Here is a 12,784-nt window from a genome sequence, read left to right on the forward strand (position 1 = left end):
GCAACCTGGCTCAAGGGAGAAGGTCGGTGGTGAAGAGCTCCTCGCTCGGGTACGCGCGCGGCATGAGGCCATGGGCGACGAGGAACGCCTGCATCGCCTCCCAGCGCGTGGCGTCGTCGTGCCGGGCCCCGGCGGCGTAGAACGGGAGCGTGGCCTCAAACGAGCGGCGGGTGAGGTCCTCCCCAGCGAGCTCGGGGACCGCGGCCTCGAACAGGGCGAGCGCCGCGTCGGGACGGTCGCGGGTGAACTCAATCGCCCTCGCGAGCGCATGGAGGAACCCGCGCACCTCCTCCGGCCGTTCCCGGAGGAGCGCGGGATGGGCGACCACAACCAGCTCATAGGTCGCCGGGATCCCGTACTCCTCTTGGGGGAAGAACACAGGCCGGTAGCCGAAATCCTCCACCGCGAGGGCCTCGTAGTTCCGGAACGCCCCGATCGCATCCACCCGCCGCGCAAGGAGGGCGAACAGGGTGTTCATCCCCACGTAGACGAGCTCGTACTCGTTCGGTGCCAACCCGGCGGTCCGAAGCATCGTTTGCCATAGAACCGGCTCCAGGGGCTCCAGGGCGTACCCGATCCGCTTCCCCCGCAACTCATCCAGTCCCACGATGCCGGATCCGGCGAGGGCGAGGAGCCCGCCGAGGGAACCCTCGATGAGCGCCCCCACCGCAACGAGGGGGAGGCCCGCCCCGCGGGCGATGAGGTAGTTCATCTGGGGGGTGAGGGCGAGGTCCACCGCCCGCGCCGCAGCGAGCTTGGCGGGATCGCTGGGATCCGCGGGCGCGCTGAGCTCGACCTCGATCCCGGCGGAGGCGAATAGCCCCAACCCCTGCGCCACGTAGAGGGGGACATGGTTCGGGTTCGGGTAAAAATCGAGCATCACCCGCAGCGGCGCCCCGTGGCCGAGGACGAACGGGAGGAGGAGAAGCCACCACCGCTTCATCGCACCCCGATCCTGCTCGGGGAGGGGTTGGGGCGCCAGCGGAGGAGGTACCGTTCGAGGAGGGAGAGGGAGGCGAACAGTCCAACCCCGAGGAGGGTGAGGACGAAGAGGGCGGCGAACAGCCGGTCCGCCCGAAGGAGGGCGTTGGCCTGGATCATGATGTACCCCAGGCCTCCAGTGCCCCCGATCCACTCCCCGATGATCGCACCGGCGAGGGCCAGCGTGGCCCCGACCTTGAGTCCAGCCAAGGCGAACGGTGTAGCGGCCGGAAGACGCACCAGGCGGAGGATCTTCCCCTCCCCGGCCCCCAGCGTGCGGAGGAGGTCCACGAGGTCCTCCCCGACCGCGCCCAGCCCCTCCCCAAGGCTGACCGCGATGGGGAAGAAGGAGATCAGGCCAACCACGATTACCTTCGGCCCCCGCCCGTACCCGAACCATAGGACGAGGAGGGGGGCGATCGCGAACACGGGGACGACCTGGGAGGCGAGGAGGAACGGACGGAGGGCGCGGCCGATCGCCGGGACGTAGAACCCGACGAGGGCCACCGCGATCCCGCCCGCTGCCCCAAGGAGCAAGCCCAGCCCGACCTCGCTCAGCGTGATCCCGGCATGGTGAAGGAGGAGCGGGAGGTCCGCGACGAGCGTCGCCAGGATGTGGCTGGGAGGGGGAAGGAGGTATGGCGGGACGTGTGCCAGCCGAACGCCCCCCTCCCACAGGGCGAGGGCAGCGAGGAGAAGGCCGGCGCTCGTCAGGCCCTGACGCATCGGGTTAGGCATGGAGGGAGAGGTGGCCCAGCACCTCGCCCCGCGCCCCCGCAATCCGCGGGTCGGTGCGGAGGCGGGGGCGGGGGAGGACGACGGGGTACGTAGCGACGACGCGGGCGGGGCGTGGACTGAGGACGTGGACCTGGTCCGAGAGGAGGACCGCCTCCTCCACATCGTGGGTCACGAACAGGATCGTCTTCCGGTGGGACATCCACACCGTAGCGATCCACTCCTGGAGGGAGGCCCGGGTGAGGGCGTCGAGGCCCCCGAACGGCTCATCGAGGAGGAGGACATCGCGGTGGGAGAGGAGGGTCCGCATGAGGGCGAGGCGCCGCCGCATGCCACCGGAGAGCTCGTGGGGGTAGGCCCGCTCGAACCCAGCCAGCCCGAACTCGTCGAACAAGGCCCGCGCCTCCGCCCGCGCGGGCCCGAGGGGTCGCCCCGCCACCGCGGCGGGGAGGAGGGCGTTGGCGAGTGCATCCCGCCATGGGAGGAGGGTGTCCGCCTGCGGCATGTAGGCAGGGCTCCCGCCCGCGATCGAGACCGCGCCTGCGTCGGGGGAGATGAGCCCCGCCCCGATTTTGAGGAGCGTTGTCTTCCCGCACCCGGATGGACCGATGACGGTCGCCCACCTCCCCGGCGGGACGGCGAGGGACACCTCGTCGAGGACGGGCAAAGACCCCCTCCGACTGGGGTAGGAGAACGAGACCCCTCGGAACTCCACCGCAACCCCCTCCCCCGCCATCGGCCTAGCGGGAGGGAGGGATGAAGTGCTCCCGGCAGCGGGGTTCGTAGCTCTCCAGCCCCCCAATCAGGACCTCCGGCCCCCCGGTGGCCGGCTTCCCAGCCACGAGGCGCTGGGAGCGGGTCGCCGGCTGGCCGCACACCGTGCATACGGCTGCCAGCTTCACCGCCTCGTCGGCGAGGGCGAGGAGCTCCGGCATCGGCCCGAACGGCTCTCCGCGGAAGTTGAGATCGAGCCCAGCGACGATGACCCGCTTCCCGAGGCCGACCAACCGCTCGGCAAGCTCGGGGAACGAGGGGCCAAAGAAGTGCGCCTCGTCGAACGCGAACACGTCCGTGCTCGCGACGGGATGATCCGCGATCAGGCCCGAGAAGCCATCCCAGGAGATGTCCGTGGGCAATCGGCAACAGGGAAGCGCCCGTCCGTGGTGGGTGACCACGTGTTCCATCGCGTAGCGGGTATCGAGCTCGGGCTTGAAGAGGAGGACCTCCTTCTTGGCGATCCGCGCCCGCTCCACCCGCCGCAGGAGCTCCTCCGTCTTCCCAGAGAACATGCACCCTGTGACGGCCTCCAATCGTCCCGCCATGGGCGGATGGTAGTCGGTGAGGGGGGCGGAGGCGAGGGGCAGCCGCAGCCTAGCGCCGGAGGCAGAGGAGCGCCCAGACCACGGCCACGAAGAGGGAGAAGGCGGCGATCACGGCCTCCGGCGTGCTTGGAACACCGGAGCCCGGACGGGGCGGGGCGCGCAGGGTGAACGAGTCGAGCAGCTCGCCGGGCGTGGGGTGGAATGACTCCTCCGTGGCCTCGGCCACGGAGACGATCTCCACCGCAACCTGCGCCGGCGTCACCGCGACGCGCGCGTAGAAGTTGCGTCCCTCGACCGCCGCTACCGAACCCTCGACGCGGGCCGGGGCGAGCTCCCGCGGCACGGCTCCGCCGCCGCCGAGGACGAGGTACGTGACCCCGTCCCTCTCGATCCGCTCGTAGTTGTGGGCATGTCCGTTGAACACGAGATCCACCCCCGCCTCGACGAAGATCGGGTGGTAGATGAGGTCGTACCCGTAGCCGCTCCCATGGTAGGCGTCCGATGAGAACACCGGATGGTGGAAGATGACGAACTTCCACCGCTCGGGCCCCGCGAGCTCGGCCCGGGCATAGGCCTGTTGCTCGAGGATCTGGTCGGCGCGGGTGACGCTCGTGTCAAGGCCCACCACCAGGAGATCGCCCCACCGCAGCGTCCACCAGCGCTCGCCGTTCTGGCCAGCTCCGGGAGGGTGGGCAAACGCCTTGTAGTAGGAAACGCTGTTCTTCTCGTGGTTCCCGAGCACGGGGATGAACGGGGCAGTGAGGAGCATCGGCGCAAACGCATCGAACCACGGCTCCCAGTAGTAGGCGTTCGGCGTCTCGACGATGTCCCCGGCATGGAGGACGAAGTCGAACCCCCCGGAGCGGGCGGCGTCGTAGGCGATGGCGCCCGCGATCACGGCCAACCGGTCCCCCCCCTCCCACTGCCACTGCGTATCGGCGAGGACGGCGAACGTGACCGGCTGTCCCGGAAGCGGGGCCGTCCTGAAGTGACCGATTGGGCTCGACGTGATCTCAGATCCGTCCTCGATGACCACGCGGTACACGTACTCCGTCGCCGGGTCGAGCCCCTCCACCACCACCTCGACCTGGCCGTTCGTGCCTTCCGGGGGTGCGGGGACAGCGATGGTGCGCACCGGAACCGGGCGCGCGGCGTGGGGAACCACCGGCGCAACCTCAAGCTGCGCCGGGAGCGGCGGCACGACCACCCAGGAGATCACCACCGACTCCGCGCTCGGCGCACCGGAGTACGGACCGCGGGCGAGGGGCGTCCCCGAGCCCAGCCCCAGAACAGGGGATAGGGCGAGAGAGACGAGCGCCAAAGCGAGAAAGAGCTTCACCGGCTTCCTCCAGCCCGAGGGAAGGGTACCCTCTGCCGCGCCGACGGACAACAGGGTCCGGAGCAGTAGGCCTCCCCGCCTAAGGCGAACCCGCCTCGACGTCCGTTGCGAGAACGATCTGGGTTGGATCCTCGATCAGGATGCGCGGCCCGTCTTTGAGCGACGCGTACTCGACCACCCCCGTAGCGAGGATCTCCGTGCCCGGCCCAAGGCTGACCGGCGGACACGTCGCCACGAGGAAGAGGTGGAACCCAAACCTCGTTTCACTTGGATCAACGCGCCGGCCATTCCCGGCGGCCAGCACCGCGGCCACCGTGAGCCGCACGGTCACGACCTGATTCACGACCTCGCTGATCCTCGCCTCAAGCTCGGATACCGTGAGGACCTCGCCCACCGTCCCCCAGAGGCCGCGATGGTGGATCATCGCCTCGAGCTGCGCCGCCTCGAACTGGGCGCGGTACTTCCCGTTCGGGGGGATGATGAGGAGCCGTGCCAAACCAGCGCGCACGATCTCGAGGTTCGCCATCACCCATCCCTCGTCCGTCTCGACGTAGGCATAGGCGAGGAGCCGATCGTAGACGTCGCGCTCCTTCACGTCGAGCTCTAGGCGCACGGTCTTGAAGAGAAGAAGGCGCTTCGTGAACGCGATCGCCTCCTCCGAGTACGGTTCCCCAAGCTCGGGGGTGTCAATGCCGAGCAGGCGAACGCGCTGGCTCCCACGGATGTCCACCGTGTCGCCGTCGATGACCCGGAGCACGCGGCTCGTGATCGTCGCCCGGCTCGGATCGGGGGCCTCGGCCTCTCCCACCCCGATGATGGCGAGGGCCAACACCCCCGCGAAAGCCAGGACGCCAGCCCGCCTCATTGGTAGTGCACCCGCCGCTGCGTGACCGTCATCTGGAAGATGGTGAGGACGAAGATGATGCCGAACAGGACCACCGAACCGGCGGCAGCGCGCCCAAGGTGCATCGTCGCGCTGTCGATGCGCCCCGACATCCGCAGGATGTAGTACACGATCGTCTCCGCGCTGCGGAGCGGCCCCGGTCCGTTGAAGAGGGTAATCACCTCCGTGAACACCTTGAACGAGCCGATGAGCGACATGATCAGTACGAAGAAGAGCTGCGGTGTCAAGAGGGGGACCGTCACATGAAGCCACGTCTGAAAACCGCTCGCCCCATCTACCTTCGCGGCATCGTAGTACTGCTGCTCGATATTCTGCATCCCGGCGAGGAGGATGATCGCGTGGTAGCCAACATAGTGCCACACGCTGAGGATGATGAGCGCCGGAATAGAATATCTCGGATCGTTAAGCCAGGCGATAGGATCGATGTGCACGAACGGCAACTTGTTGAGAAGCGACAGAAGGTAGTTGATGAGGCCGTAGTCCGCATTGTACATCCACCGCCACACCATGGCGATCGCCACGATCGGGCTGATGTAGGACAGGAAGAACGACGTCCGCGCGAACGATAGGAACCGCAGCCCCTTATTCAGGAGCGTCGCGACAAGGATCGCCAGGAACAACGTGACCGGGACGGTGATGATGACGTAGTAGAACGTGTGCCACATGGCGCGCCAAAAGTACTTGTCGTTGAAGATGTAGCTGTAGTTAGCGAACCCGACGTAAGGTCGCGGCGGCAGAAGGCCCCACTTGAACAAGCTGATGTAGAACGCGGAGAAGAAGGGATAGAAAACGAAAACGCCGAGGATGATCAGCGCAGGGAGGAGGTAGAGGTACGCCGTGCCGGACTCCCGCCACAGGGCGGGATCCTTCCGGTACCAGCTGACCGGGTTCAGTGTCCCCCCCACCCGCTGCCAGAAGGGGAGCACCGGGCCCGCCCTCTCTTGTCCACTTCGATCCGCCATCGGTTCACCGTCCACCGCCAGCTCGCGAGGGGGACATGATCCCCCTCGCGAGCCAGCTCTTCCGTGGTTAGTACTCGAGCAAGGCCTCGATCTCCTCGCACATCGCCCGCAGGCCGTCGAGGGGCGATACGGCGCCGCGCATGATCTCATCGAACTTGGTCGAGAGGACGGTGCGCATGTCGCCGTAGTTCGGGTGAAGGATCTGCGAGAACCCAAGGAGCATTTGGTCCGACATCGCTTGCTGGTACGGGTTCGCCGCCACGAACTCCTTCCACGCCGGGAGCTGGTACGCCGACTTGGTGACCGGCTGGTAGCCGCTCTTCATCGCCCAGTACGCGGTATTCTCCGGACGAAGGAGGAAGCGGGCGAGGAGCACCGCCGCATCCTTCTGGGCCTGGGTCTGGTTCGGGGTGTTGAAGACGGCAAGGTTCGTGCCCTGGATCATCGAACTGCGGTTGACCGGCCCAGCGGGGAGCATCGCCACGCCGAGCGTGTACCCAGCGTTCGTAGCCGCCTTGCTGTTGTAGGGGTACCCCGCTGAGGTGTCGATGAACATCGCGACCTTGCCCATGTGGTCGCTGATGTATTCGGCGGTGACGAATGTGTAGGGAATGAGCCGTCCGCAGAACTCAACCGCCGTTATGCCCGGCTCCTCACAGAGCGTGACCGCCGTCCAGTCGTCGTTCAGGATCGAGCCGCCGGCCTGGTCGAGGAACACCAGGAACTGCTCGGGGTTCGCCGCTGGGCGCAGCGCCGTCCCGTACCGATCGATCTTCCCATCCCCGTCCAGATCCACGGTGAGCGCCTTCGCGAGGTCGTAGAACTCCCCCCACGTCGTGGGCGGGTTCGGGATAAGATCAGCGTTGTAGTACAGGACCATGATCGACTTGTTGAACGGGACCGTCGTCAGGACACCGTTGTACGTGTTGCTCGGGACGAGTCCGTCAATGATGTCGGCGATCTCCTCCGCCGTCATGTGGGGCCCGATCGGATAAAGAAGGGACTGGATCGGGGTAACCCAGTTCTCGTAGACCTGGGCGATCGTCGGCAGGTTGCCGGCGGCGACCGCCGCGTTGATCTTGCCCTGCAGCGCGCTGTAGGACCCCTGATAGGTCAAGTTCACCGTGATGTACGGGTACTCCGCCATGAAATCATCCACCAGTTTCTGGAGGTTGGGCTGGTGGCCCGAGCTCATCGCGTGCCAGAAATCAATGGTGACCGGCTCGTTCGCCGCGAGGGCGACCGTGCCGAGAAGGAGACCCAACAAACCTACAACCATCTTGCGCAGCATGTTCCCTCCTTGGTTACGTGCGGTCCATCACCGAATCCACGATCTGACCTTTGGAGATCACCTCCTTTGTTCGCAGCCATCACTTGATCCCCGTCCTCGCCACGCCCTGGATGAACTGCTTCTGGGTGAAGAAAAACAGGATGAGAATCGGAACGATGGCCATCACCGAGGCAGCCATGAGAAGGTGGTAGGCCGTCCCGATGTCGCTGCTGAACGTCATCAACCCGACCGGGACCGTGCGCATGGACGCCGAGTTCGTCATCAAGAGCACCCACTGGAAGGAGTTCCAGCTCCCGAGGAACTTGAACAGGGCCACCGTGAGGATCGCGGGCTTGGAAAGGGGCACGATGACGCGCCACAGGTAGCGGAGGCGCGAGCAGCCATCGATGCGCGCCGCGTCCCATAGCTCGTCCGGGATCGACCGGAAGAACTGACGGAGGAGGAAGATCCCGAACACGGACACAATCCAGGGGATGATCAACCCTTCGTACCGATCGAGCCAGCCGAGCCGCGTCAGCGTAACGTAGTTCGGCACGAGGAGCATCTCCCCCGGGATCATCAGCGTACCGAGGAAGATCGCGAACAGGACGTCCTTCCCGATGAAACGCATCTTCGCAAACGCGTAGGCAGCGAGGATCGTCGTGATGACCTCGCCGATCGTGCACATGATGGCGATGAAGAAGCTGTTGAAGAAGTAGCGGCCGAACGGCGCCATATTCCAGGCCACAACGTAGTTCTCCCACTGAGGCTCGGGGGGGATCCACTGGGGCGGCATCCGCATCGCGCCCGCCTCCGTCTTGAGCGAGGTCGTCACCATCCAGAAGAACGGCAAGAGCATGATGGCGCAGCCCACCGCCATGAGGAAGTAGAGGAGCCCCCGGTAGGCTCCCCGGCGGACCAGGTAGCGGGTGTCGGACCCCTTGGGTGCCAGCGTTCCTCCTCTGCCTCGCCCCGATACGCGGGACGGGAGTATAGCGAGGGGGGTCGTGATCGGTCAACGGAGGGTGCAGCACATGCGGGCTCGCGGTAAACTCGGAATCGGAGGTGGACGATGCGCGTCGTGATGACCGTGAGTGCCCTACTCCTTGCTGTAACCCTGGTTGGCTTGCCCAAAGGACCCCTCAACGTGGCGATCGTGTGGCATCAGCACCAGCCCTTGTACTGGAACCGCCTCACCGGCGAGTACGAGCTCCCCTGGGTGCGGGTCCACGGGGTCCAAGAGTACCTCGACTCCCCGCGGATCCTCCGCGAGCACCCCGGGGTCGAGGTCACCTACAACCTCCAGCCGAGCCTCCTCTGGCAGCTTTCGGACTACGTGGAGATCACCGAGGAGGAGCGGGAGAAGGGGGGCCTCTACCAGTACATCGGGGCGGTGGATAACCACCTCAACTGGACCTGGAAGCTCGTCACCGACCCGGGGTCGATCACCCCTGAGGAGCGGGCGGCGATGCAGGACCAGTTCTTCTGGATCAACGGGTACATGCTCCGTCCCGGCGGGAAGTATTACGACCCCCGCTATGCCGAGCTCAACCAGCTCAAGGGGGAGCGAACCCTCACCGACGAGGAGCTCCTCGATGCAGCGGGGCTGTTCCTCCTGTGGCAGATCTCCCCTGAGCTCCACGACGAGCTCGGGCTTCCGGACCTCCGGGGGAAGTCCGGGTTCACCCAAGAGGACGTCGTCCGGTTGATCCAAGCCCAGCACGAGGTGCTCACCCGGGTGGTGGAGGCCTACCGGGAGGCGCGAGAACTCGGAGCCGAGCTCATCACGAGCCCGTTCTACCACCCGATCCTCCCCCTCTTGGCGGAACGGGGGTGGGAAGAAGACATCCTCGGCCAGCTCGCCCGGGCCCAAGCCCAGCACCAAGCTCTGTTCGGCGCGAAGGCGGTGGGGGTGTGGCCGCCGGAACAAGCCGTCTCGGAGCGGGCGGTGGAGCTCCTCGGGGAGGCGGGGTTCACCTGGACTGTGGCCGACGAGTGGACGCTCGCCGCGGCGCTCGGTCGCACCCCCAACCGGGACGAGCTCACCCGGCCGTGGCGGTTCGGGAACATGACGATCCTGTTCCGGGACCACGACATCTCCGACAAGATCAGCTTCGCCTACGGGAACAAGCCGACCGCTGAGGCGGTCTCGGACCTCCTGGCCGAGATCCGCAGCTACTGGGAGGCCCTCGCCTCACCGGAGGAGCACGTCCTCGTGATCGCCCTCGACGGGGAGAACTGGATGTTCATGGCCGGGTACCCGGACAACGGCCGGGAGTTCCTTCGTTCTCTCTACCAGTCGTTCCGCGAGGCGGAGTGGATCAACACCGTGACCCCGGGAGGGTTCGTGGCCTGCCACCCCGCCGTTGCGGAGATCCCTTCCGTTCCCACCGGGTCCTGGGCCGGCGACCTCTCCACCTGGCGCGGGGAGCCGGAGGAGGACGAGGCGTGGGAGCGGTTGGGCCAAGCCAGGGAGGCGGTGTTCGCCGATGATCCCAACCCCGCCGCCCTAGACGCCCTGTATGCCGCTGAGGGGTCGGACTGGTTCTGGTGGTATGGGGCAGATCAGGACTCCGGAACGGATGACCTCTACGACTGGCTCATGAAGGCCCACCTCGTGGGCGCCTACCGGGCGGTGGGGTACGCGGATGCGGACATCCCCACCGTCCTCTCCCTCCGGTTGAGGATCCCGATCACGGCGAGCCTGGGGGAGGCCAAGCCGGCGGTGGACGGCCGCGTCACGGACCCCGGCGAGTGGGCGGAGGCAGTGGCGGTGCCCGGGCAGGGTTCAATCCGCGCCGCCGCGTTCGCGTACGGGGAATCCTCCCTCTACGTGCGCGCCGATCTCGATCCTTCCCCGCGGGATCTCTCCGGAACCGAGACCAAGCTCGTCCTCTACGCCACGGGGAAGCCGGGGGAGAAGGCAAACGTCGTCACTCGCCACAGCGGCGAACCCCTCGGGTTCCCCCTCGTCTCGGCCGTCGAGCTCGACCTGGCCAAGGTGAAGGCGGACGGCTCGGGGTACGTGTTCCGCTACGCTGCGGACGGGATGGGGCGCTGGCGGCTCGCCTCGCCCGTGCGCACCCTCACCTCCCGCGTCGCTCACCTGGACGAGGTCATCGAGTTTCAGATCCCGTTCGAGGAGCTGGGGGTGGAGCCGGGACAGGGCTTGGTCCTCGCCCTCGCGCTCGAGCAAGCAGGGGAGCTCCTCGGGATCGCTCCGGAACGGCCCCTCGAGGCACGGATCCCGACCCTCGTCCAGGGGGTCGAGGTGTGGGCGATGGAGGACCCGGCAGGCGATGACCACGGGATAGGGACGTACGTCTACCCCCTCAACAGCGTCTTCGCCGAGCCCGGGCTGTTCGACCTCCTCCGCTACGCAATCTACGACGCGGCCGATCGCTGGCAGCTTACGTTCGAGTTCCCCACCCTCCCCAACCCGTGGAACGGGCCGCATGGCTTCTCCCACCCCATCCTCTACCTGTACCTCGACGTCGCCCCTGGCGGCCGGACCGATGCCCACGAGGAGGGGAAGGCCGCCCAGGTGGCGTTCGACCCCGATCATCCGTGGGACTGTTTTGTGAAGGTAGCGGGGTGGCCCGCCTACGGTCGGCACCTGTGGCTGTCGAGCGGGGAGGGACCGTTCCTCATCGAGGTGGCGAGCGACCCCAAGCGGGGACGGATCATCGTCACCATCCCCAAGACGCTCCTTCCCGAGATCCGGGGCTGGCATTATGTCCTCGTCGGCTCCCAGGACGGCTACGGCGCCAACCACCTCCGCCCGATCAGGGTGGCGGCCGGGGAGTGGACCGGCGGCGGCTGTCCGGATCCCCTGTGGGCGCCCCAGATCTACGATTACCTCGCCCCAGCGGGGACCTCCCAAGAGGTCCTCCTCGCCGGGTACGATGGGGCCGAGCAGAGGTACACTGTGCTTCGACCTATTGCCGTCGCGTTCTAAGGAGGTGAGACCGGAACCGACATCGTGGTTCGACAACGGTGATCCATCAAGCTAGATCGAGTGAACAAAGGAGGTCAACATGCGGAAACTTGTAGGGATACTGATGGCACTGACGGTGGGGCTGGTAGCGTTCGCCCAGGCCCCGAAGCTTGTGATCTGGGCCGACGACACGCGGGCCCCCGTGCTGCGGGACATCGCGGGGGAGTTCGCGGCGACGACCGGGGTTGAGGTCGAGGTCGTCGAGATCGCGTACGACCAGATCCGAGGCCAGTTCATCACCGCAGCACCGACGGGGCAGGGCCCCGACATCATCGTCGGCGCCCACGACTGGGTGGGGGAGCTCGCCGCGAACGGGCTCCTGGAGCCGATCAACTTCGGACCGAAGCTCGCCGAGTTCAGCGCGCCGGCCGTCCAGGCGTTCTCCTACGGCGGGCAGAACTACGGCGTCCCCCAGGGGACGGAGAACATCGCCATCATCTACAACAAGGCCCTCGTTCCGGAGATGCCGGAGACGTGGGATGAGCTCCTAGAGTTCGCGCGCGAGATCACAGACCCGACGAAGCCGATGTACGCGCTTGTCTTCCAGAACGGGCCGGATCCGTACCACTGGTTCCCGATGCTGTCCGCGTGCGGGGGCTACGTGTTCGGGACGAACCCCGATGGTTCCCTCAACCCGTGCGACGTCGGGCTGGCCAACGAAGGGGCCCTGCGCGGGGCGCAGCTGTTCGCGGACATGATCGCCGAGGGGCTCCTCCCGTCCGGCGTCAGCTGGGACACGATGCGCGCCCTGTTCTTCGGCGGGAACGCGGCGATGGTCATCTCCGGACCGTGGCTCGTGGCGGACACGGTGGCAGCAGGGATCGACTATGGCATCGCCATGATCCCCTCCATTCGCTGCGCGGATGGGAGCTACGGGGTGCCCAAGCCGTTCATCGGCGTGCAGGGGTTCATGGTGAGCTCGTTCAGCCAGAACAAGATCCTCGCCCTTGACTTCCTCCTCAACTACGTGGCGACCACGGACACGATGCTCGCCCTCTACGAGCGGAACCCGCGGCCGCCGGCCCATCTGCCGACGTTCGAGATCGTGTCGAGCGATCCGGACATCGCCGCGTGGGGCCTACAAGGTCAGTACGGGGTCCCCATGCCGAACATCCCGGAGATGGCGTCGGTGTGGGGAGCATGGTCCGATGCTCAGAGCCTGATCGCCAACGGCCAGGCCACACCTGAGCAAGCGTTGCAGGAAGCGGTCGCGAAGATCAAGGCCGCCCTCAAGTGTGAGTAGGTGAACCCACGGGGGGCAGCCCGGGGCTGCC

The 12,784-nt window shown here is 66.7% G+C and carries 11 protein-coding genes; 2 read left to right on the forward strand and 9 right to left on the reverse strand.

Annotated elements, in window-relative coordinates:
- Positions 1–10: 10 nt before the first annotated feature.
- The 9 genes from BARAN1_RS06225 to BARAN1_RS06265 form a co-directional block, all read right to left on the reverse strand.
- Entirely contained in the window at positions 11–943 is a 933-nt protein-coding gene (locus tag BARAN1_RS06225) for an ABC transporter substrate-binding protein (protein WP_122031682.1), read from the reverse strand.
- Positions 940–1,707, reverse strand: a complete 768-nt coding sequence (locus BARAN1_RS06230; protein WP_122031683.1) for an ABC transporter permease — start codon at positions 1,705–1,707, stop codon at positions 940–942. The genes BARAN1_RS06225 and BARAN1_RS06230 overlap by 4 nt, the downstream gene beginning before the upstream one ends.
- A 4-nt stretch (positions 1,708–1,711) precedes the next feature.
- The gene (locus BARAN1_RS06235) at positions 1,712–2,431 is read right to left on the reverse strand and encodes an ABC transporter ATP-binding protein (RefSeq protein ID WP_231944259.1); all 720 of its coding nucleotides are present in this window, start codon (positions 2,429–2,431) and stop codon (positions 1,712–1,714) included.
- Positions 2,432–2,456: 25 nt separating this feature from the next.
- On the reverse strand, positions 2,457–3,038 hold the full coding sequence (locus tag BARAN1_RS06240) for a thymidine kinase (protein ID WP_122031685.1): 582 nt from the start codon (positions 3,036–3,038) through the stop codon (positions 2,457–2,459).
- 49 nt (positions 3,039–3,087) lie between these two features.
- On the reverse strand, positions 3,088–4,377 hold the full coding sequence (locus tag BARAN1_RS06245) for a metallophosphoesterase (RefSeq protein WP_157959539.1): 1,290 nt from the start codon (positions 4,375–4,377) through the stop codon (positions 3,088–3,090).
- 79 nt (positions 4,378–4,456) lie between these two features.
- Positions 4,457–5,242, reverse strand: coding sequence for a thermonuclease family protein (locus BARAN1_RS06250; RefSeq protein WP_122031687.1), 786 nt, complete (start codon positions 5,240–5,242; stop codon positions 4,457–4,459).
- Positions 5,239–6,243 (reverse strand): carbohydrate ABC transporter permease, encoded by a 1,005-nt coding sequence (locus BARAN1_RS06255; RefSeq protein ID WP_157959540.1) that lies wholly within the window; start codon positions 6,241–6,243, stop codon positions 5,239–5,241. Before BARAN1_RS06255 ends, BARAN1_RS06250 begins: the two co-directional genes overlap by 4 nt.
- Before the next feature lie 67 nt (positions 6,244–6,310).
- Positions 6,311–7,534 (reverse strand): ABC transporter substrate-binding protein, encoded by a 1,224-nt coding sequence (locus BARAN1_RS06260; protein ID WP_122031689.1) that lies wholly within the window; start codon positions 7,532–7,534, stop codon positions 6,311–6,313.
- A gap of 79 nt (positions 7,535–7,613) precedes the next feature.
- Complete coding sequence (locus BARAN1_RS06265) at positions 7,614–8,393, reverse strand: carbohydrate ABC transporter permease (RefSeq protein WP_122031690.1); 780 nt, start codon at positions 8,391–8,393, stop codon at positions 7,614–7,616.
- Positions 8,394–8,585: 192 nt separating this feature from the next.
- Between BARAN1_RS06265 and BARAN1_RS06270 the strand changes: the two genes are divergently transcribed.
- Complete coding sequence (locus tag BARAN1_RS06270) at positions 8,586–11,471, forward strand: glucodextranase DOMON-like domain-containing protein (RefSeq protein WP_122031691.1); 2,886 nt, start codon at positions 8,586–8,588, stop codon at positions 11,469–11,471.
- A 79-nt stretch (positions 11,472–11,550) separates the two neighbouring features.
- On the forward strand, positions 11,551–12,753 hold the full coding sequence (locus tag BARAN1_RS06275) for a sugar ABC transporter substrate-binding protein (protein ID WP_122031692.1): 1,203 nt from the start codon (positions 11,551–11,553) through the stop codon (positions 12,751–12,753).
- The last annotated feature ends 31 nt before the right edge of the window (positions 12,754–12,784 follow it).

Origin of the sequence: Candidatus Bipolaricaulis anaerobius (genome assembly GCF_900465355.1) — a bacterium.
GTDB classification, from domain to species: Bacteria; Bipolaricaulota; Bipolaricaulia; order Bipolaricaulales; family Bipolaricaulaceae; genus Bipolaricaulis; species Bipolaricaulis anaerobius.